This is a genomic window from Pontibacter russatus (assembly GCF_009931655.1).
In the GTDB taxonomy this organism is placed as follows: Bacteria; Bacteroidota; Bacteroidia; order Cytophagales; family Hymenobacteraceae; genus Pontibacter; species Pontibacter russatus.
Window position 1 is genome coordinate 2068177 of record NZ_CP047984.1, and the last position, 21045, is coordinate 2089221.

The following is a 21045-nucleotide window of genomic DNA, read 5'->3' on the forward strand; positions in this document are numbered from 1 at the left end:
TTTTGTCCTTCTTCCTTTGTCAAGAACTCACTTCAACAATTCATATACCCCTGCCACACCCTGCCCGCCGCCAACGCAGGCGGTTACCAGGCCATACCTGCCACCGGTGCGGCGCAGGTCGTGGAACTGCTGGATGCTAAGCTTGGCGCCCGAGCAGCCCAGCGGATGGCCGAGCGCAATGGCCCCGCCGCTGATGTTGAGTTTGTCCGGGTCAAAATCGAGGTGGCGCATCACGGCGATGGACTGGGCGGCAAAAGCCTCGTTCATCTCAATCAGGTCGATGTCGTTCAATGTCAGGCCAGCCATCTTCAGTGCTTTCGGCACAGCGGCAATGGGCCCCATGCCCATAATGCGCGGGTCCACGCCACCGGTTCCGTAGCTGACCAGGCGCGCAATCGGCTCCAGGTTCAGTTCCTTTACCAGGCGCTCACTCATCACCAGCACAAAAGCGGCACCGTCTGAGGTCTGGGAGGAGTTGCCGGCCGTGACCGTTCCGCCTGCCGCGAAAACCGGCTTCAGCCTGGCCAGCGCCTCCATTGACGTATCGGCACGCGGGCCTTCATCGGTGTCTACTTTATAGGTTCTGGTTTTCCTTTTACCGTTCTCATCCAGGTAGGTTTCCTCCACCGTGATCGGCACAATCTGCTCTTTGAAGTACCCGTTCCGGATGGCATTGATGGCTTTTTGATGCGAGTTGAAAGCAAACGCATCCTGGTCTTCACGTGAAACATTATAATCTGCGGCCACCGCCTCGGCCGTCAGCCCCATGCTCAGGTACCAGTCCGGGTTGTTTTTGGCGATGGTATAGTTTGGCACTGTTTTCCAGCCGGCCGTCGGCACCAGCGACATCGACTCGGTGCCTCCCGCCACGATGCAGTCGGCCATACCGGCCGAGATGCGGTTGGCGGCGATGGCGATTGTCTCGAGGCCGGAGCCGCAGTAGCGGTTCACGGTCATGCCGCTCACCGACATCGGCAGCGCGAGCAAGGAAATCATGCGGCCAATCTGCAGACCCTGCTCCGCCTCAGGCACCGCATTCCCGACAATCAGGTCGTCGATGCGCTCCGGGTCCAGGGCGGGCACGGCTGCCACCAGGTGCTTGATAACATCCGCAGCCAGGTCATCCGGCCGGGTAAACCGGAACCCGCCACGGCCTGCCTTGCCCACCGCGCTACGAAATCCGGCAACGATATATGTATTGTTCATATCTCTTGATTGCTAAATTGTTACATGGCTGAATGTTGATGCGAATCGCTCTATTCCACCTGCTGTTCCGGATTTGCAATCCGAAACCTACAGAATAGCGGATTTTTAATCTGCCTGCTAATAGCTACTGCGCCTATGCAATTGCGGATTGCAAAGCCGCGGCTACTATACTTTCGGATTACAAATCCGTGAGAGCGTGCGGTACGATCTGCAAGCTCGCACCCGCACAAAAGCCCTTTTAATTCCGAAGCGGCTTGCCAGTAGTCAGGATGCTTTGGATGCGCTCCAGCGTCTTGCGCTCGCCTGTCAGCGACAGAAACGCTTCCCGCTCCAGGTCCAGCAAATACTGCTCGCTTACTTCGGCAGGTGACGATAAATCACCGCCGCACATGACCCAGGCCAGCTTGTGCGAAATTTTTTTGTCGTGCTCCGATATATAGCGGCCCGTGTACATGGCGTTGGCGCCTGTCAGGAACATGCCCAGCGCGCCTCTTCCCTGCACTTTGATGTTGGTCTTCGGCACCGGCTTAGTATAGCCTTCTTCTGCCAGCAGGATGGCCTGCGCCTTGGCATCAGCAAGCAGGCGGTTGCTGTTGATGGTGATGCCGTCGCTTTTGCGAAGGTAGCCCAGGTCCCGTGCTTCTTTGGCCGAGGTGGACACTTTGGCCATCCCGATGTTGAGGTACACATTTTTAAGCGTGTTGTACTCAATGTCTCCCTCCTCGTAGCTTTCGGAGGCACGGAGCGTCATCTCTTTAGTGCCTCCGCCAGCCGGAATCAGGCCCACGCCGAACTCCACCAAACCCATATAGGTCTCAGCCGCAGCCTGCACATGGTCGCAATGCAGGTTTATTTCACAGCCGCCACCCAGCGCCAGGCCATGCGGCGCACCCACGACCGGAATAGCGGAGTAGTGCATGCGCATCATTGTGTCCTGGAACTGCTTAATCATGAAGTTTATCTCGTCATACTCCTGCTCCAGCGCATACATATACACCAGCGCCAGGTTGGCCCCCGCCGAGAAGTTTGCGGCATCGTTGCCTATCACCACGCCCCTAAAATCTTTCTCTGCCAGTTCAATCCCTTTGTTCAGGCCAACAGCCACGTCGCCGCCCATCGTGTTCATCTTGGTATGAAACTCAATGTTCAGGATGCCGTCGCCCAGGTCAACCAAACTCACGCCGCTGTTTTTCCACACCGTTTTGCTGCTGCGCAGGTTATCGAGTAAAATGAAGTTTTCTGCACCCGGTATGGCTTTGTACTCTTTAGTCTGGATGTCGTAATACCGGCGGCTGCCATTCTCCACTATATAAAAGGCCTCTTTGCCGCTGTTGAGCATCTCCTCTACCCAGGCTGCTGGTTTGTACCCGTTTTCCAGCATGCGCTGCACGCCTTCGCGGGCGCCGATGGCGTCCCAATATTCAAACGGCCCCAGTTCCCAGCCGAAACCGGCGCGCAGGGCATCGTCTATCCTATATAGCTCGTCGGAGATTTCGGGGATGCGGTTGCTCACGTACTGGAACAGGCCAAACAGCGTCTCATTGAAGAATTGGGCGGCTTTATCGGTTTGCTGCGAGAACGCCTTGATGCGCTTCCGCAGGTCGTCGATGGGTTTCAGCGCTTCCAGGCTCTGGAACTTCACTTTCTGCTTCGGCCCGTACTGCATCGTGTTCAGGTCGAGCGTCAGGATGTCGGTTTTGCCTTTGTCGTCTTTGGTTTTCTTGTAGAAGCCCTGGCCGGTCTTGTCGCCCAGCCACTTGTTCTCCACCATCTTCTGCACATATCCGGGAATTTTATACATATCCCGCGACTCGTCCTGCCCGCCTGCCTGGTACAGCCCGTTGGCCACGTTCACGGTGGTGTCCAGCCCCACCACATCCAGCGTGCGGAACGTGGCGGACTTGGGGCGGCCCACCATCGGGCCTGTAATACGGTCAACCTCATCTATCGTCAGGCCGGTTTTATCCATGGCGGCCAGCGTCTGCATGATGCCATATATACCCACGCGGTTGGCGATAAAAGCCGGGGTGTCTTTGGCCAGCACGGTGGTTTTGCCCAGGTACAAATCGCCGTAATGCAACAGGAAATCCACTACTTCCGGGTCCGTTTCGGGTGTCGGAATAATTTCCAGTAGTTTCAGGTAGCGCGGCGGGTTGAAGAAGTGCGTGCCGCAGAAGTGCTTTTTAAAGTCGTCGGAGCGGCCATCCAGCATCAGGTGAATCGGGATGCCGGAGGTGTTGGAAGATATGAGCGTGCCCGGCCTGCGGAACTGCTCCACCTGGTCGTACACCAGCTTCTTTATCTTCAAGTTCTCCACCACCACTTCTATCGTCCAGTCGGCGGTGGCGATATCCTTCATGTTATCGTCGAAGTTGCCCGTCTGGATGAGGCGCGCGTCGGACTTGCGGTAGAGCGGCGAAGGGTTGGCGGCAATAGCGGCCTGCAGGTGCCCGTTCACGAGGCGGTTGCGCACGGCTTTGTTTTCCAGCGTCAGGCCTTTTTTCTCTTCCTCGGGCGTCAGTTCTTTCGGCACGATGTCGAGCAGCAGCACCTGCACGCCGATGTTGGCGAAGTGGCAGGCAATCCGGGAGCCCATCACGCCGGAGCCCAGCACCGCTACCTTTTTTATGATTCTTTTCATAGATTCGCTCTGGTTGTCACTGGGTTAAAAGATTTCCTTGTTTTCAATCATGCCCATGATGCGGCCGCACACCCTGAAAAACACATCCAACTCTTTCTGCGGTATCTCATCGCGCACCCTGTAATTAAAGCGTTTCACCGTTTGCCGCGCTATCTCCTTTTTCTCCAGGCCCTTCTCTGTCAGGAAAATGCGCACGAGGCGCTTGTCGCTCATATCCGACACTTTATATATAAGCTCCTGCTCTTCCATGCTTTTGAGGATGCGGGTGAGGCTGCGGGCCTCCAGGCCGAGCAGCGGCGCAATCTTGGTGGCGGGGGTGCCTGTTTCCTGGTTGATGTTCAGCAAAACGAACCCGATGGAGGTAGTGATACCGGCCTTGGCGGCCTCTGTGTTGTACATGCGCGAGATGGCATGCCAACACACCTTAAAGTTGTAATCGACTGTTTCTTCCGGCTTCATGTAGTGTCTGGGGTGTATACCAAATATACAAAATAATGTTATGCTTGCATACTACTTCTGAGAAAAAATCAGATGTCTGCTTAAAATTTTGTACGTTGGTTTTAGGAAAGGATATAGCGGAAAAGAATATAAGAGAGCCGCTGGAGGCAAACTGCTCCTGCTCATTTCAAAGCCGTACCATATATGCCGTTATATAGCAGACAACCGCAAGAGCTCTCGAAACGCTTCTCACGCTGCGAGGTCTTCCCGGCGGCCTCGCCACAGTGGTTTATATATCAGAACATACTTTCAATCAGCGCCCTGTGGTTCTCCATGATCACCTTGCGCTTCACCTTCAGGGTTGGGGTGAGTTCACCGCTTTCGACGGTCCACATGTTGGGCACCAGCCTGAACTTCTTGATGCTCTCGTACTGCGCCAGCCCCTCGTTGGTTTTCTCCACCTCCCGCTTGTACTTGTCCAGCACTTCCGGGTGGGCGAGCATTTCCTCGTTGGTGGTATAGGGGATGCCTTTGTGCTGGCACCAGTCCTGCAGGCCCAGGAAGGCTGGCACAATGAGCGCCGCGGCGTATTTCTGCCCCGAACCCACCACCATGGCCTGCTCTATCACCACCGATTCCTTCAGCTTGTTCTCGATGCGCTGCGGGGCGACGTACTTGCCGCCCGAGGTCTTGAACATCTCCTTTTTGCGGTCGGTGATTTTAAGGTACCTGCCCTGCACCATCTCCCCGATGTCGCCGGTGTGGAACCAGCCATCCTTGTCGATCACCTCCTCGGTCAGTTCCGGTTTTTTGTAGTAGCCCTTCATGATGTGCGGCCCGCGGGTCAGTATCTCGCTATCCTCTTCGGCTATCCTCACCTCTACGCCCTCGATGGGCAAGCCCACCGTTCCAATCATGTTGTTCTCCGGCTCAAAGCGGTTCACGGCAATCACCGGGGAGGTCTCCGTCAGGCCGTAGCCCTCCATCACGCGTATGTTGGCAGACCAGAACACCCGCGCCAGGCGCGGCTGCAGGGCGGCCCCGCCCGAGACAATCACTTTGATGTTGCCTCCCAGCGCCTCGCGCCACTTGCTGAAGATGAGCTTGTTGGCCAGCGCCAGTTGCTGGTTATACCACCAGCCCTGGTCTTTCTGCGTGTCGTATTTCAATCCAAGTTCCAGCGCCCAGAAGAACAGCTTGCGCTTCACGCCTGTCAGTTCCATGCCCTTGGCCACAATCTTGTCATAAACCTTCTCGAGCAGGCGCGGCACCGTGGTGAATATATGGGGCTGCACCTCCTTCAGGTTGTCGGCCACTTTCTCGATGCTCTCGGCATAGTAAATAGAGACGCCGATCCTGAAGTACATATACAGCAGCATGCGCTCGAACACGTGGCAGAGCGGCAAAAAGCTCAGCGCCCGGTGCGTGTGGTCTACCGGCACGATGGGCAGCACGCCCTGCACGTTGCTCACCAGGTTGTGGTGCGTCAGCATAACACCCTTGGGGTGGCCGGTGGTGCCGGAGGTATATATAATCGTCAGCACGTCCTCTGGCTCCACGGCTGCCTTCAGCGGCTCCAGTTGCTGCACATTCCCGCCCTGGCCCAGTTCCAGCACTTCTTTCCAGTTGCGAGCGCCCTTCACCTCATCAAAGGTATATATATCCTGCAGGCCAGCCATTCCGATTGTGGCCGCTGTCACTCTGTTGTAGAGCGGGGCGTCCGCCACGAAGATCACCTTTACCTCCGCGTCGTTCAGGATGTAGCGGTAATCCTCCTCCGTGATGGTAGGGTACAGCGGCACGCTGATAGCGCCAATCTGCTGTATACCAAAGTCGACGAACACCCACTCCGGGCGGTTAAAGGAGACGATGGCCACTTTGTCGCCTTTCCCTATCCCCAGTTTCAACAAGCCGAGGCTCACCTGGTTGGCACAGTCCTGCACTTGCTGGGTGCTGTATTTTTGCCAGGTGCCGTCTATTTTACCAGCCAGGCAGTCGGGTTTCGGAAAGTGCTGCTGCTGGAAGGGCAGCAGATCGAAGGTTCGGCTAATGTTCATGTCGCGGAGCTTAGGAGAATCACTGAAATATACCAGGTGCCGGTAAAGGGCTGCAAGCCGAGCCACCAGGCTGGTGCGTGTTCTATATGCATTTTAACCAATTTTTCTATATCCGCCACGTTTCCCGGCACAAATATTTACCGCAGCTTATATGTTATGGCCCATGATTTATTTTGCCGATGTGGGTGCCGCTGCTCTGCGTAAAACCAAAATTTAAGTATTTTTGACTTTTCCGGATACCCCTATGAACCTGTCCATCTTTTTTGAGCCGCTGAACGAAGACGTTTTCGCCCCCCTGAACAAGCCGCGCACGCTGGGCTTTTACACCAGCCGCTTTGTGAGCAAGTTCCCGGACTGGCGCAGCGCCGATATCGCGATCCTTGGGGTGGACGAGGCCAGGGGCTGCCAGGAAGACGCCCCCGCACCCAGTGCCGCCACCTCGGCGGCGCGCGCCGTGCGCCAGCGCCTCTACGGCCTGACCAAGGGAACCGGCCGCTGCCGTCTGGTCGACCTGGGCAACCTGCGCCCCGGCATTACGCTGGAAGACACGTACCTGCGCCTGAAGGAGATTGTGGAGGTGCTGCTCTCGCACAACACCATCCCGGTCATCATCGGCGGCTCGCAGGACCTGGAGTATGGCCAGTACCTGGGTTACGAGCACCTGGAGCGCGCCGTGAACATGGTGACCATCGACAGCAGCGTGGACATGACGGAGGAGGCCGAGGCCATGCCGAACAGGAAGCAGCTGCGCCGGATTCTGATGCACGAGCCCAATTACCTGTTCAGCCTGGGGCAGATCGGTTACCAGTCGTACCTGGTGGAGCCGGAGGTGCTGGCGACACTGGAGAAGCTGCACTTCGAGGCTCACCGCGTGGGCGAGGTGCACCAGAAAGTGCAGGAGATGGAGCCGGTGGTGCGCATCGCCGACCTGCTCACGTTCGATATATCCGCCATCCGCCACCAGGACGCGCCCGGCTACCAGCCCGCCAACCCGTTCGGGCTGACGGGCGAGGAAGCCTGCCAGCTCTGCTGGTACGCCGGCCTCAACGATAACCTGACCTCCCTGGGTATATATGAGTATGACCCCAGCCTCGACAACCGCGACCTCACGGCCATGACCGTCGCCACCATGATCTGGTATTTTGTGGAGGGCTTCTACCACCGGAAAAATGAGCGGGACTTCAGCAGCAAACAGTTTACCAAATACGCCGTGGCCTTTAACAGCGACCCCGGACGGATGGTGTTTTACAAGAGCCGGAACGGCGAGAAGTGGTGGCTGGAGGTAGAGCCGCTCAGCAGCGACAAGGCCAGCCGCATCGTGCCCTGCAGCTACGAAGACTACCTGCAAGCCATCGAGGGCGAGGTGCCCAACCGCTGGATCATGACGCAGGCCAGGATTGGATGATCTGGAAACTTGGAGATGAGGAGATGTGAAAATTTGGAGATGTGGAATTATAGAAATTCAGAGATGGGGAATTAGTAAATGTAAGGATATATAAACAGTCGATTTGGTTAAAAAGTGAGTAAATATTCCAATCTCCACATCTTCAAATTTACAAACCTCCAAATTCCCAAATCTATATATGGCCTTACCCGAGTACACCCTACAGCAGCTGGCTTCGCGCAACGGGCAGGACCGCGACGAGATATGGGTGGCATACAAAGGCGTGATATATGACGTCCGGAAGTCGAGGCTGTGGCGCAACGGCAGGCACTACGAGCACTGGGCCGGGCAGGACCTGACGGAGGAACTAAGCGACGCCCCGCACACCGATCACGTCTTCGACAAGTTTGAGGCCGTCGGCATTGTGAAAAATTCCGTTTACAGGATGGAGGGGCCCTAGACAAAGCCACTCCGTAAAAATTATTATCTTGGCAGATGAATTAAATTCAATAAACCATATACGAGTATGATATTAATAGCTGACAGCGGCTCAACTAAAACTGACTGGCGCATGATGGACGCCTCAGGCGTTCATGAACAGGTATATACCGCAGGCATCAACCCGCAGTATATAGACGCCGTTCAGATATACAGCATCTTTGAGGCAGAGCTGCTCCCCAACCTGCAGGAGAAAAACCCAACCATAATCTATTACTACGGCGCCGGCTGCAGCTCCCCGGACCGAAACCTGCGCGTGGAGCAGGCCCTGCGAAAGGCGTTCCCGAACAGCGAGGTACACGTGGACCACGACCTGCTGGCGGCGGCGCGCGCGCTGTGCGGCCACAAGCCGGGAGTGGCCTGCATTCTGGGGACCGGTTCCAACTCGTGCCTCTACGACGGCAAGAACATTGTGGATAACGTGCCCTCGCTGGGCTTCCTGATGGGAGACGAAGGCAGCGGCGCTTACCTGGGCAAAATGCTGATCAGGGCGTACCTGTACCGCGAGCTGCCCGAGGAGTTGGCCACCTCGCTCAAGAATCGCTACAACCTCACCAAAGACGGCATCCTGGACGCGGTGTACTACTCCGACATGCCGAGCACCTACCTGGCCACTTTCGCCAAGTTCATGAGCGACAAGCGCAAAGATCCGGTCATACATGCCATGATCTACCAGAACTTCGATGAGTTTTTCGAGCGCCAGGTGTGCAAGTACAAGGGCTACACCGAAGTGCCCGTCAACTTTGTGGGGTCTATCGCTTACCACTTCTCCGACACACTGCACCAGGTGGCCAAGAAATACGGCGCACATATCGGCACCATCATCACCAGCCCGAGCGAAGGCCTGATCGCCTACCACCTGGAGCTCATGGCAAAGAACCAGAACCAGTAAGCGCGGCAGGCTGAGAAAAAGGCAAGGGGATTGCGAATATACATTCCCGTATCCTTTGTCCCTCCTCCCATTCGTAATTCATCATTCTTAATTCGTCATCAACTTGTCTACCACCGAATCAGCATCGAACTATAACAGCCTGGAGCAGATGAGTGTGCGCGAGCTGTTGCAGAACATCAACCGCGAAGACCAGACCGTGCCGCAGGCAGTGGCCAAAGCCATTCCGCAGTTGGAGGCGTTGGTGGAAGCCACCGTGAAAAAACTGGCGAACGGCGGCAGGCTGTTCTATATAGGCGCCGGCACCAGTGGCCGCCTGGGTGTGGTGGACGCCTCGGAGTGCCCCCCCACTTATGGCGTGCCGCACGGCATGGTGGTGGGCCTGATTGCGGGCGGCGACGGCGCCATCCGCAAGGCCGTGGAGTTCGCGGAGGACGACCCGGACCAAGCGTGGAAGGACCTGCAGGCGCACAACATCTCAGACAAAGACATTGTGGTGGGCATTGCCGCCTCGGGCCGTACGCCCTATGTCATCGGGGGGCTGCAGGCCTGCCGGCGGCACGGCATCGCCACCGGGTGCATTGTTTGCAACGCAGGAAGCGCCGTGGCCGCCGAAGCCGACTACCCTGTAGAGGTGCTGACCGGGCCGGAGTTTGTGACGGGCAGCACCCGCATGAAGGCAGGCACGGGCCAAAAGCTGGCGCTTAACATGCTCACAACGGCCACTATGGTGCGGCTTGGCCACGTGAAAGGCAACAAGATGGTGGATATGCAGCTCTCGAACCACAAACTCGTGGACAGGGGCATCCGCATGGTGATGGAGGAGCTCAACCTGCCCTACAACGAGGCGGGCGCTCTGCTCAAAAAATTCGACAGCGTGCGTGCCGCCACGGAAGCCTTCAGACACAAGAAGGCATAGACAGCACACAGGGCTATATATGAGACGGGCCGCCGGGGCAATTGCCCCGGCGGCCCGTCTCATATATAGCCCTCTCCAGCCAGGGCGGCTTACTCCGGGTCTGCGGCAGTCAGGTTCTCGAGCAGCACCGAGGCGGCCTCCTTGCTCGGCACCTTGTACTCGACCACGGACCAGTCGTAGTTCAGCCTGAACGCCGGATTCCGGAGGCCGAACAGCACTTTCGTCCTGTAATCCTCCAGTGGTTCCAGGCCCAGCGGGGTCCGTCTTTTATCAATACCTGCCTGTTTGGCCTCACTCATTTCCTTCACCAGGTAGCGCCGGGGCTTCTCGTCTTCTTCTTTGCAACTGGTGCATTTTACCGTCACAAAGGCTCTGGAGCCATACAGGTTATCACCGGCCTGCTGGTCGAGGAGGTAGGCAACAGGCTGCGGAGCCATGCGCCCTTCCTGCACCGCTTTCGTGAGGATGTCTTTGAAATCATATCCCTTGCGGGCCTTGGTCTGCCGCTGAATCACGATGCTGAAGCGGGGTAGTTGCTCCAGGGTGTCGGCCACGCCAATCAGGTTCTCGCCGGGGTAGCCGTACTCCTCAATCCAGGCCAGCAGGTTTTCAACATTGGCGTTCTCTATTTCCCGGATGGTGTCGCCGTGCGCGCGCAGGCCGCCTTCCGACATCCGGAAGTAGGCATCGCGGGCATATAGCTCGTCGAGGTCGGCGCGCAGCTCTTTGTTCAGCGTTTCCTCAAACTTGCTGCGGAGTTTCGGGTACCGGCGCTCCAGTTTCCTCCATTCCTTGGTCATGCGCAGCGAGTCGAACACCTGCTGCCGCTCCAGATACTCCAGGCTCACGCCCTTCAGCACCAGTTGTTCCAGGTAGCCGACGGCCTGCTCTTCGTCCTGCAGTTGCACCGCGCTGACGGCGGCGTTGTAGTAATCGCGGGCAAAGGCGGAAGGCACCGAGACAAAAGCCTGTTCGTAGGCCGTGAGCGCTTCGTCGTACTCCCCGCGCACGATGTTCAGCTCCGCCACGTTGATGATGGGGTGGTACACTTCGGTATAATCCGGCGTGCCCTCGAATTCTGGCATATCGGTGCTGGCACAGGCACCAAGGCCGAGGACCAGCAACACGTAAAGCAGGGTGTAGAAGGCTGAGGCGGGAGTAGCAAGGATTTTGCCGTTGGCTGGGTTTGGAAGCATAGCAAATAAAGATGTAACGAAACTACAAGTATAACATTATACTTTCTAAATAGCACTCTGCCCAAAACAGTTCCGGCCCCGGCTGGCGCTATGCCCCTTAGGTAAATTTGAGACGCTGCCGACTGCTGTTTCAAGGACGAAATGTGGCCCGGTGGCTGCAAAAGAGCCGCTAAAGGCTCAACTTTGCGGCTGCCTTTGCAGTACATGGAGCAAGGGCACCCGCGCACCGGCTTTACCTTTTATTTTTATGCACACCATCGAACCGTTCTACAACTGGCTGGACCAGTATACTGCAGCCGACGACCCGCGCTCGCCGCTGTACGGCGCCGAGAACAACCTCCTGCAGTACACCAACACCATTTACGGGTACTACATCCACCCGCAGTGGGACGACATGGAGTCAGAGACGCTCTTTCTAAAGATATTGTATGCTGATTATGACCTGAGCTTCGCCATCATCGAGTTTATCGGGGAGTGGAACGACACGCTCCACAACGACATCATGCACCTGAAGCGCAACATCATCGACCCGCTGGTACACGAGGGCATCCACCGGTTCATCATCATCGGCGAGAATGTGTTCAATTTCCACGGCTCCGACGACGCTTATTACGAGGAGTGGTTCGAGGATATAGAGGACGGCTGGATTGCCGCCCTGGGCTTTCAGGACTTTGTGATGAGCGAGATGAAGAACTTTAACCTGGATTACTACATCAACTACGGCGGCCCGCTGGACGACATCCCGTGGCGCACCTTCACGCCCAAGCGCCTGTTTGCCCTTGTGAACGGCATGATACAGAAGCGGCTGGGGCCCTAAGCCATATATAAGCCAGAGTTTTACATATAAAAGCAGAGGCCTGTATATAAAAAGGGGAGCCGGATGACGGCTCCCCTTTTTATATACAACAAATGTGTTCTACCGGTTAACGGTCAACTGCGTCCTCTACTTCGTCTGCAGCCTCCTCAGCTGCATCCTCGACTTCTTCTGCGCCCTCTTCCACCGTATTCTCAGTAGAAGCGCATGACGCAAACGTTAACAGCCCTGTGGCCATCAGCATATACATTGCCTTTCTCATAGTCTCTTTGTTTATGTGTTCAGATAATTAAACCGGCTGCACCTTTGCCCAGCCCTGTCTCTGAGGCTTATACGGACGTTTTAAGTATTAAGTCGTAGCCAGCTTCAATTATATGGGATAAATCTTTAAACCAGAAGCGGCTGCCTGAGGGCAGCCGCTTCTGGTTTAAAGTGGAGTTGGGTCCTAATTCTCGACCGCGTCTTCTACCCCATCGGCGCCTTCCTCTACTCCGTCTCCCACTTCCTCGGCACCTTCCTCCAGGTTATCACCTGCCTCTTCGGCGCTTTCTTCCATAGTGTCACCTACTTCTTCTGCGTTATTCTCTGTGGCAGAATCGCAGGAGGCGAAGGTGAACAGACCTGCCGCCAGCAGCATATATAATGGCTTTCTCATATCCTGATAATTGTTTCTGATGTATTGTTTGAGTTATAGACGATGCGCAACACGCACTACCGCTTATTCAATTACGGCAGTTGTATCCATATCCTCCTGCATGTCTTCCATCTCGTCGGCAGTGTCTTCTGCCTGGTCTTCCAATTCATCTGCTCTTTCTTCTGCAGGAGAGTCGCAGGAGGCGAAGGCAAACAGGCTGCCCAGCGCAAATACATAGAGTACTTTTTTCATGGTTTTATCAGTTTAGTGGTTGGTTTATATATCGCGCCGCCCGTAGCTGCTCAACGCGGCTCCGCGTTTGTGACGCGTATTGTCAAATCGGATACGATAATCCCTGAATATAGTTTACAAATAATATAAAAACAGAAAGGCACCCTTTGGAGGCGCCTTTCTGTTTTCCCGGCTTGCGCCGGTTGGTTTCCGCTGCTGATTAAAGCGTAGAAGCTGAATCAACTGGCGTGGCGGCAGAATCAACCGGTGCCACCTCAGTGTCAATCACTTCCTCCTCTACCGGAGCTTCCTCTACCACAGTTTCTTCCACTGTTTCTACTTCAGAGGCAGTTTCGGTTGCATTGCTGCAAGACGCGAAAGTGAACAGACCGGCAACGAAAAGTAATCCAAATACTTTTTTCATGTTATTTTCCTTGTTTAGAATGGAGGCGCAAATATACGGCTATATCTCAATCTCCAATCTTTCCGGGATTTATTTTTTCCGGAACACCAGGTTTATCGGAACGCCCTCAAAACCGAAGTGGTCGCGCAGCCTGTTCTCGAGGTAGCGCGTGTACGACTCTTTGATGTACTGCGGTAGGTTGCAGAAAAAGGCGAAGGTCGGGTTGTGCGTCGGCAGCTGCGTGATATACTTGATTTTCACCAGTTTTCCTTTGATGGCCGGTGGCGGGTAACGCTCGATGTCCGGCAGCAGCAGGTCGTTGAGCTTGGACGTGGAAATCTTCCGTGTCTTGTTCTCATATACCTCCATGGCCTTTTCCACCGCCTTCAGAATCCGTTGCTTTGTCGTCACTGACGTGAAGATGATGGGCACGTACTTGATTGGCGCGATGCGGTCCAGTATCTCCTCCTCAAATTTTTTGGTGGAGTGCGTGTCTTTCTCAATCAGGTCCCACTTGTTCACCAGTATCACGATGCCCTTGCGGTTCTTCTCGGCTAGCGCAATGATGTTCACGTCCTGCGACTCGATGCCGCGCGTGGCGTCCAGCATCACGATGCACACATCGGCATCCTCCAGGGCCCGCACCGAGCGCATCACCGAGTAAAACTCAATGTCCTCGCTCACCTTGCTCTTGCGGCGCAGCCCGGCGGTGTCCACGATGATGAATTCCTTTCCGAACGCGTTGTAGCGCGAGTGGATGGCGTCGCGGGTGGTGCCCGCCTGGTCGGTCACAATGTTGCGCTCCTCGCCCAGCAGCAGGTTCACAAACGAAGACTTGCCCACGTTCGGGCGGCCCAATACGGCCAGCTTCGGAATACCCGCGTCCGGGTCTTCCACGCCCTCGTCCTCAAAGTGCTTCACCACTTCGTCCAGCAGCTCGCCGGTGCCGGAGCCGTTCTGCGACGAAACAGGAAAAATCTCCTCGCCAATGCCCAACGCATAAAACTCCCCCATCTGGTTGGCGCGGGCCGTGGTGTCGGCTTTGTTGGCGACTATATAAATCGGTTTGTCGGTGCGCCGCAGCACGTTGGCGAACTCCTCGTCCAGGCTGGTGAGGCCTGCGTCCACATCCACCATAAACAAGATAACGGTGGCCTCCCTGATGGCAATCTCAACCTGCTTGTTTATCTCTTCCTCAAAAATATCCTCGGAGCCATGCACATAGCCCCCGGTGTCGATGACGGTGAAGTACTTGCCTACCCATTGGCCGTGGCCGTAGCTTCTGTCGCGGGTTACGCCGCTCTCGTTGTCCATAATGGCCTTGCGGTGGCCAATCAGGCGGTTAAAAAGGGTGGACTTGCCCACGTTGGGGCGGCCCACAATCGCAATGATGTTTGCTGACATCGTAATATAAATAAAAAATTAAAGTGCCCCCGGGGCACCTTGCCCCGAAGCTTTAATACATGCGCCTACTTACTCGCTGTAGCCGAAGCGCCGGAGCAGCTTCTGGTCCGTCCGCCAGTTTTCGTTCACGCGCACATATAAATCAAGAAAAATCTTTTTCTGGAAAAACGCCTCCATGTCGATGCGGGCCTGTGTGCCCACTCTTTTCAGCGCCTCGCCTTTGTTGCCGATCACAATGCCTTTCTGGCTTTTGCGCTCCACGCTAATCTCGGCCCGGATGCGGATGATGTCCTCCTCCTCTTTAAACTCCTCCACCACCACCTCGCAGCTGTAGGGAATTTCTTTTTTGTAGTTGAGGAAAATTTTTTCCCGGATCATCTCCGACACAAAGAACCGCTCCGGCTTGTCCGTCAGTTCGTCTTTCGGGAAGTAGGGCGGGTGCTCGGGCAGGTAATGCAGCAGCCGCGCGAACAAATGCTCCAGCCCAAAGCCGTGCAGCGCCGAAATCGGCAGTATCTCCGTTGGCTGCATTTTCTCCTCCCAATAGGCCACCTTCTCATGCAACTCCGCCTCCGTTGTCTGGTCAATTTTGTTGACAAGCAGCAGGATGGGCACCTCCGCGTGCTGCAGGCGCTTGACCACATCGTCCTCGTCGTGCTTCTCATATATGTCCGTCACGAACAGGATCACGTCGGCATCCTCCAGCGAGGTGCGCACAAAGCTCATCATCGACTCGTGCAGGGCATACTGCGGCTTGATGATCCCCGGCGTGTCGGAGTATACCACCTGAAAGTCGTCCCCGTTCAGGATGCCCATGATGCGGTGGCGCGTGGTCTGTGCCTTGGAGGTGATGATGGAGAGTTTCTCGCCCACCAGCGCGTTCATCAGCGTAGACTTGCCCACGTTCGGTTTGCCCACGATACTTACAAATCCGGCTTTATGCGGTGTCTCGGCCATACATTGAAATTTGAGGTTGCAAAATTACTTCTTTTTTACGAGACGGTGGCGTAATGTGTAAATTATTGTGAATGAGGCGCTGAGATAGACCTCGCGGCGTTTGAAGGTCTTAGTTACTTTGAAACAAATTGCCATACTTATCGCTTAACACACCGTTTACCCTCTATAACCAATCGATTCTTCGAATCAGAAAGAACAGATTATACTTTGTATCTTTGCACTGTAAAAGCCCTGTAGTTTAAATGAGTAAGAAAGCAACTGGTAAAATTGGCGTGCTGCTGGTTAACTTAGGCACCCCGGACACGCCGAACACGCCTGACGTCAGAAAGTACCTGCGCGAGTTCCTGCTGGACCCGCGCGTAATAGATATCCCCACCATTCCACGCTACGCCCTGATCAATGGCGTGATCGCCCCGTTCAGGGCACCGAAGTCTGCCAAAGTGTACAAGCAACTCTGGACCGAGCGCGGTTCCCCGCTGCTGTACCACGGCCTGGACCTGCAGAAGAAGCTGCAGGTGGCCCTCGGCGACCGCTATTACGTGGCTTTCGGCATGCGTTACCAAAGCCCGAGCATCAAGCGTGCGCTGGAGGAGTTGCGCGAGCAAAGCGTGGACCGCATCATTGTGCTGCCGCTCTTCCCGCAGTACGCCTCCGCCTCCACGGGCTCGGTGCAGGACAAAGTGATGGAGATTGTGAAGGACTGGTGGGTGATCCCGAGCATCAACTTCATCTCCAGTTTCTGCGACGACCCGGGCTTTATCAAATCGTTTGCCGAGTTGGGCAAACAGCACATGGCCCAGGACAACTACGACCATGTCGTGTTCAGTTACCACGGCTTACCGGAGCGACAGGTACTCAAGGGCAGCGACAAGGGCTACTGCCAGTTAGGGGCCTGCTGCAACACGTACAACAAACGCAACAAATACTGCTACCGCGCCGCCTGTTTTGCCACCTCCAGGCTGCTGGCCGCGGAGTTAGGCCTCAGTGAGGATCAGTACACGGTGGCGTTCCAGTCGCGGCTGCTGAAAGACCCGTGGCTGCGGCCCTACACCGATGAGGTACTGAAAACACTTCCCGCCAAAGGCATCAAAAAGGTGCTGGCCTACAGCCCTGCCTTCGTAGCCGACTGCCTGGAGACAACCATCGAGGTGGGCGACGAGTTCAGGCACATGTTCCTGGAGGCCGGTGGCGAAAAGTGGCAACTGGTCGAAAGCCTGAACTCCGAGCCGATGTGGGTGGATGCCGTGAAAGAGATGGTGCTGCAGAGCTAATCACCCCATATATAAGCTATATATAAGCCAGCAGGATGCTTATATAGCAAAGTGATTCATGGCTTCCTGAACGTAGCGGGCACTAGAGGGAATTGACCTAAAGGGAATCAATATCCTTGTAGTACCCGCTCCTCTTTTCCCTTTGACTTGTTATGCGAAGAGCGCAGTAAACATGAGTCATCCCGGAGTTTAGGACTGGGATAAAAAAGGAGAACCTCCTGTTTTAGTGGTACAGTCTATGTATCACCAAAGACGGGAGGTTCTTATGTTTACTACTTTCAAAAACGCAGCACGCCAAGCCGAGGTTCTCTCCCAGGCTCTGTTTTTCTCCTACCGCCTCGAAGGATTTCTTTCTCCTTTCCTTGCCAGGCTCGATGAGCTGCTGGACCGCCGCCTGGTCTACACTTTCCAGAACCTATGCCGGGCGCTGGTGCGCCACCGCAGCCGCTCCACCGGTCTGCTTCTAAGCGAGCTGGGTGGGGTTGTGCTCTCGCCCGACAAAGCCCCGGCGGGCACCAAGCGCCTGTCTAACCTGCTGCGCAGTAAGAAGTGGTCTGCCCAACTCATCACCGACTACCTGAGTCAAGAGGCCCAAACATACGTAGAGCAGCTGCTGGAAGCGGAACGTGAGCTGCCCCTGCTTTTGTGGGACGAGAGCGTGCAGGAAAAGTGCGAAAGCCTCCAAAGCGAGGGCTTATGCGCCGTGCGCAGCGTCAAAGCTAAACGGCAACTCAGAATCAAGAAGGGCTATTATGATCCCCCCACCCGGGAGCCGGTGCACGTGCCAGGCTTTCGGTGGGTGGGCCTCTTGTGCTGCGGCCTGTGGCAGGCTCCACGCATCGCCCGCTTTGCCTGGTGGAGTAGCCGGGGCAAAGAGGCCACCTCCCTGGAGCAGGTGAAGCTCACGCTGCTCTTGTGGGCCCGCCAGACCTTCGGCCAGGCCGTGCTGCACGTCTTTGACCGCGGCTATGCCTCCTCTAAGTGGCTGGGGCTGCTTTTAGGCCGCCACGACCGCTTCCTCTTGCGCTGGCCCTCCAGGTATAAGCTCGTGGATGGGCGTGGGCTTCTAAAGAATGCCTACCGCTTTTCGGTCGGCCGCAAAGCCACCTCCTCAAGAGTAGTAAGGGACATGGTCCGAAAGATCACTTACCGGCGCAGCCTCTTGTGGCAGCCCTGCCTGCACCCGGACTATGACCAGCCGCTCACGCTCCTGATCTGCCGGCCAGGTAAGAAAGGCCGCCAACCCTGGTATTTGCTCACCAGTGAAGAAGTCAGGAGTGATCGCCAGGCCTGGCGCCTGGTCTTTGCTTACGCCAGAAGGTGGCAGGTGGAGCAGGCCTTCCGCTTCAACAAATCAGAAATGGGCATGGAGTCGTGCCGGCTTTGGTTCTGGTCGAGCCGCATGAAGCTCTTGCAGGTGGTCACCCTGGTGTATGCTTTTCTGCTCTCGCTGCTGGATAAAGAGCTGCGGGAGGCGGTCTCCCATCTCCTTAGGCAGGGCTGCCATAGAACAGGAAAGCGGTGCAGGAAAACTCCTACACCGCTTTACCGTATCCGGCTGGCACTGGCCAACCTCTGGAATCTACTCTATCTATCCCTGCAAACTCCGGGATGACTCATGCTTGTTACCTCACCTTCGGGTAGAAGAAGCTTTTGGGATCAACCGTGATTCTGTCCTCGCCTCCATTGGGGTTTTTGAAGAATCTGGCGTTCACAAGGGCTGTTTTCCGGGGCCCGACTGTCGTGTCTGACTGATGCGTGTGAAATACATAAATTAAATTTCCTCTTTTATCCTTCACGAAGTCGCCGTGCCCGGTGCCGTTTACGCCTATATTCTTTGTGCTGATGATGGGGCTATCCTTTTGTTTTACCCACGGCCCCAGCGGGCTTCGGCCAATGGCGTATCCTACGGCATAGTCGGGGTTGCGGAAGTCATTCGCGGAGTAGGTCATGTAGTACAGGCCGTTGTGTTTGAGCACCGTGGGGCCTTCCGCCACCGGCCAACTTGCCTTGGCCGTATTCTCCCAGGGTTCCTGGGCAGCGATAACTTCCCGCAGGGTCTCTTCTTTTATCCCGGAGAAGTTGTCCTTCATCTCCGCCACATAAATCCTGTTCCCGTCCTGCAGGCGCACATGATATAAGTACTTCTTCCCGTCGTCATCCACGAAAACAAAGGGGTCGATTTGCTTGACAGGGGCAGCCAAAGGCTCTTTCACCTGCTGTGCAAACGGCCCGAGCGGGCTGTTGCTTTCTGCTATCGCAATGTTTTCGTTGGCTGTATAGGCCATATAGAACTTCCCCTGGTGATAAAATACCTGAGGCGCCCAAAAGCCTTTTGTCCCGTAGGCATCCTGCCTGTGCAGGGCGAAGCCATCCCTTGCGCCCTTTGGCCCCTCCCATGATTTCAGGTCTTTTGAGGTATATGCCTCAAACCCCTGATTGGCATTGCCTTCCACGGTACCATACAGGTAGTAAGTGCCCTCATGGTAAAACACAGTCGGGTCGGCCAGGTTGATAATCCCCTCCTGCCCCGAATCCTGCGCCTGCAATGTTGAGGTGCAGCAGCATAAGGCCAAGAGAAAAGCGTAAATTCTTATTGCGCTAAACTTCAAGTTGTGTTTTTCTGATGTCATGGTATTTTCAGGATCGGGAGCTGGCCTTGCTACAGGCAAACCGAAGCCAAACCGCAAGTCTACAACTGCTCATTTTTGGATTGCAAAGCCTCGGTTACGTGCTCATATATACATGGCAGAAGAAACGGGCACAGGCATATATAGGACTTAGTTCTGGCTGCCGGTCAGGTCTTTTATCAGGTCTACTTCCTCCTGGCTGTAAGGTGTTCCGTCTGCCCTGAAGATATCGTGGAACCATACCTCCGGCGCTTCCGTGTAGTCCTTCACCCAGGTGTCCCAGGCATATTTGGTCTGCGTTTTGCCGTCTACCAGACCCCAGTTGTACATGGCCACGTTGTGTTCTTTGGCAATCGGCAGGAAGCCCTGGAAAGTGCTGCCGTTGGGGCGGGCCATATACTCGGTGCAGAGGATGGGCCGGTCGTAGCGCTGCAGCCACCCGATTCGTTTCTCAAACTCCTGCGGTGTGTCGTAATTGTGGAACGAGATGACATCCGACTGCTCTATCTGCACTTTCTGGATGGGCGACAAGGCGGCATGCGAAGACCAGTCGCCGAGCCAGACGCCGGAGGTGAGCGGCTGCGACGGATTTACGGACCTTGCCCACACAAAAGCCTTCTCCAATAGAGGCAGCACCAGTTCCACCTTGTTCGGAAGCTCTACGGCTTCATAGGAAGGTCCCGTGCCATTGTCCGGCTCGTTCCATATATCCCATGCCAGCACCCGCTCGTCATCGGCGAACCGCAACACCACCCCTTTCACATAGCGCTCCAGTCGGGGATACTGCGTGGAATCCTTCAGGGCATTGGCGCCGGGGCTCTGCACCCAGCCTGAGTTATGGACGTGTGGCTCCGGCGCCCGCTGCGGACCTAGCTTCGGAAAGGGGTCCCAGCAGGAGTCGAAGATCACCAGCATGGGCTTGATGCCGTGGCGCTGCGCGATGCTCAGAAAGGTGTCTATCCTGTCCAGGAAGCCTGCAGAGTCCTGTTCGTAGGGAAGGTCGTGGAGGTAGACGCGGGCCGAGTTCATGCCGATGGAGGCAGCCAGGCCTAACTCATGGCTGATCGTCGCGGTGTCGAACGTTTCTTCCTGCCACATCTCCAACTGGTTGATGGCCGTGCTGGGTATGAAATTGCTCCCGACCAGCCAGCCTTGCCGGGCATACCATTCGTTGGCTTCGTCTTCCGTCCATCTATCCCGTGCGGCTGCTTCCTCAACGAGGACTGCGGTTTCTGCCTCCTGCTGGGGAGAGGCGCAGTACTGAAAAAGCGGCAGCAAACAAACACAGAGGAACAGAAGTGGTTTAGGGTATTTCATCGTCTTTACAAAAGGTTGCTTATTGGATTCTATAATCGGGTTATGGACAGCTATTGTCAGGGCAAACGCCCCTAATCCTATTTATTTCAGGCCGGAGCCATATACCAGTGATCGCACTACCAGATGGGTGGCAAATCAACTGCTATATAAACTAAC

General features: G+C 55.7%; 20 protein-coding genes. 7 read left to right on the top strand and 13 right to left on the bottom strand.

Features of this window, described 5'->3' with window-relative positions; all coding sequences use genetic code 11:
- Positions 1–27: 27 nt before the first annotated feature.
- The 4 genes from GSQ62_RS08270 to GSQ62_RS08285 all read right to left on the bottom strand — a co-directional run bounded on the left by GSQ62_RS08270 (position 28) and on the right by GSQ62_RS08285 (position 6342).
- Positions 28–1206, bottom strand: a complete 1179-nt coding sequence (locus GSQ62_RS08270; protein WP_161889069.1) for an acetyl-CoA C-acyltransferase — start codon at positions 1204–1206, stop codon at positions 28–30.
- Positions 1207–1444: 238 nt separating this feature from the next.
- Positions 1445–3847: a 3-hydroxyacyl-CoA dehydrogenase/enoyl-CoA hydratase family protein gene (locus GSQ62_RS08275; RefSeq protein WP_161889070.1), complete on the bottom strand. Its 2403-nt coding sequence runs from the start codon at positions 3845–3847 to the stop codon at positions 1445–1447.
- Positions 3848–3871: 24 nt separating this feature from the next.
- Positions 3872–4306, bottom strand: a complete 435-nt coding sequence (locus GSQ62_RS08280) for a MarR family winged helix-turn-helix transcriptional regulator (RefSeq protein WP_161889071.1) — start codon at positions 4304–4306, stop codon at positions 3872–3874.
- Positions 4307–4581: 275 nt separating this feature from the next.
- On the bottom strand, positions 4582–6342 hold the full coding sequence (locus GSQ62_RS08285) for an AMP-dependent synthetase/ligase (RefSeq protein WP_161889072.1): 1761 nt from the start codon (positions 6340–6342) through the stop codon (positions 4582–4584).
- Between the two features lie 244 nt (positions 6343–6586).
- Between GSQ62_RS08285 and GSQ62_RS08290 the strand changes: the two genes are divergently transcribed.
- From GSQ62_RS08290 to murQ, 4 genes are all read left to right on the top strand, one after another.
- Positions 6587–7747 carry a formimidoylglutamase gene (locus GSQ62_RS08290; protein WP_161889073.1) on the top strand — a complete coding sequence of 387 codons (1161 nt, stop codon included), beginning with the start codon at positions 6587–6589 and terminating at the stop codon, positions 7745–7747.
- A 178-nt stretch (positions 7748–7925) separates the two neighbouring features.
- Positions 7926–8186 (top strand): cytochrome b5 domain-containing protein, encoded by a 261-nt coding sequence (locus GSQ62_RS08295; protein ID WP_161889074.1) that lies wholly within the window; start codon positions 7926–7928, stop codon positions 8184–8186.
- 66 nt (positions 8187–8252) lie between these two features.
- Complete coding sequence (locus GSQ62_RS08300; protein ID WP_161889075.1) at positions 8253–9116, top strand: hypothetical protein; 864 nt, start codon at positions 8253–8255, stop codon at positions 9114–9116.
- Positions 9117–9219: 103 nt separating this feature from the next.
- The gene (murQ, locus tag GSQ62_RS08305) at positions 9220–10032 is read left to right on the top strand and encodes an N-acetylmuramic acid 6-phosphate etherase (protein WP_202621860.1); all 813 of its coding nucleotides are present in this window, start codon (positions 9220–9222) and stop codon (positions 10030–10032) included.
- An 89-nt stretch (positions 10033–10121) separates the two neighbouring features.
- On the opposite strand, the gene GSQ62_RS08310 is transcribed toward murQ, so the two are convergent.
- Complete coding sequence (locus GSQ62_RS08310; RefSeq protein WP_161889076.1) at positions 10122–11228, bottom strand: hypothetical protein; 1107 nt, start codon at positions 11226–11228, stop codon at positions 10122–10124.
- A gap of 247 nt (positions 11229–11475) precedes the next feature.
- Here GSQ62_RS08310 and GSQ62_RS08315 point away from each other — a divergent pair, with 247 nt between their 5' ends.
- Positions 11476–12045 (top strand): hypothetical protein, encoded by a 570-nt coding sequence (locus GSQ62_RS08315; RefSeq protein WP_161889077.1) that lies wholly within the window; start codon positions 11476–11478, stop codon positions 12043–12045.
- Positions 12046–12151: 106 nt separating this feature from the next.
- On the opposite strand, the gene GSQ62_RS20650 is transcribed toward GSQ62_RS08315, so the two are convergent.
- The 6 genes from GSQ62_RS20650 to era form a co-directional block, all read right to left on the bottom strand.
- Complete coding sequence (locus tag GSQ62_RS20650; RefSeq protein ID WP_202621861.1) at positions 12152–12304, bottom strand: hypothetical protein; 153 nt, start codon at positions 12302–12304, stop codon at positions 12152–12154.
- Positions 12305–12487: 183 nt separating this feature from the next.
- A complete protein-coding gene (locus GSQ62_RS08320; protein ID WP_161889078.1) occupies positions 12488–12697 on the bottom strand; it encodes a hypothetical protein in 210 nt (69 codons plus the stop codon).
- Positions 12698–12760: 63 nt separating this feature from the next.
- The gene (locus GSQ62_RS08325) at positions 12761–12928 is read right to left on the bottom strand and encodes a hypothetical protein (RefSeq protein ID WP_161889079.1); all 168 of its coding nucleotides are present in this window, start codon (positions 12926–12928) and stop codon (positions 12761–12763) included.
- A 199-nt stretch (positions 12929–13127) separates the two neighbouring features.
- A complete protein-coding gene (locus GSQ62_RS08330; protein WP_161889080.1) occupies positions 13128–13331 on the bottom strand; it encodes a hypothetical protein in 204 nt (67 codons plus the stop codon).
- Positions 13332–13400: 69 nt separating this feature from the next.
- Positions 13401–14714 carry a ribosome biogenesis GTPase Der gene (der, locus tag GSQ62_RS08335; RefSeq protein ID WP_161889081.1) on the bottom strand — a complete coding sequence of 438 codons (1314 nt, stop codon included), beginning with the start codon at positions 14712–14714 and terminating at the stop codon, positions 13401–13403.
- Positions 14715–14783: 69 nt separating this feature from the next.
- Complete coding sequence (gene era, locus GSQ62_RS08340) at positions 14784–15671, bottom strand: GTPase Era (protein WP_161889082.1); 888 nt, start codon at positions 15669–15671, stop codon at positions 14784–14786.
- 242 nt (positions 15672–15913) lie between these two features.
- On the opposite strand from era, the gene hemH reads away from it, so the two are divergent.
- On the top strand, positions 15914–16942 hold the full coding sequence (hemH, locus tag GSQ62_RS08345; RefSeq protein ID WP_161889083.1) for a ferrochelatase: 1029 nt from the start codon (positions 15914–15916) through the stop codon (positions 16940–16942).
- A gap of 265 nt (positions 16943–17207) precedes the next feature.
- Positions 17208–18557, top strand: a complete 1350-nt coding sequence (locus GSQ62_RS08350; protein ID WP_161888298.1) for a transposase — start codon at positions 17208–17210, stop codon at positions 18555–18557.
- A 10-nt stretch (positions 18558–18567) separates the two neighbouring features.
- Here GSQ62_RS08350 and GSQ62_RS08355 read toward each other — a convergent pair whose 3' ends face one another.
- Both GSQ62_RS08355 and GSQ62_RS08360 read right to left on the bottom strand, forming a co-directional pair.
- On the bottom strand, positions 18568–19554 hold the full coding sequence (locus tag GSQ62_RS08355) for a glycoside hydrolase family 43 protein (protein ID WP_237587081.1): 987 nt from the start codon (positions 19552–19554) through the stop codon (positions 18568–18570).
- Positions 19555–19722: 168 nt separating this feature from the next.
- Complete coding sequence (locus GSQ62_RS08360) at positions 19723–20889, bottom strand: cellulase family glycosylhydrolase (RefSeq protein WP_161889085.1); 1167 nt, start codon at positions 20887–20889, stop codon at positions 19723–19725.
- Between the last annotated feature and the right edge of the window lie 156 nt (positions 20890–21045).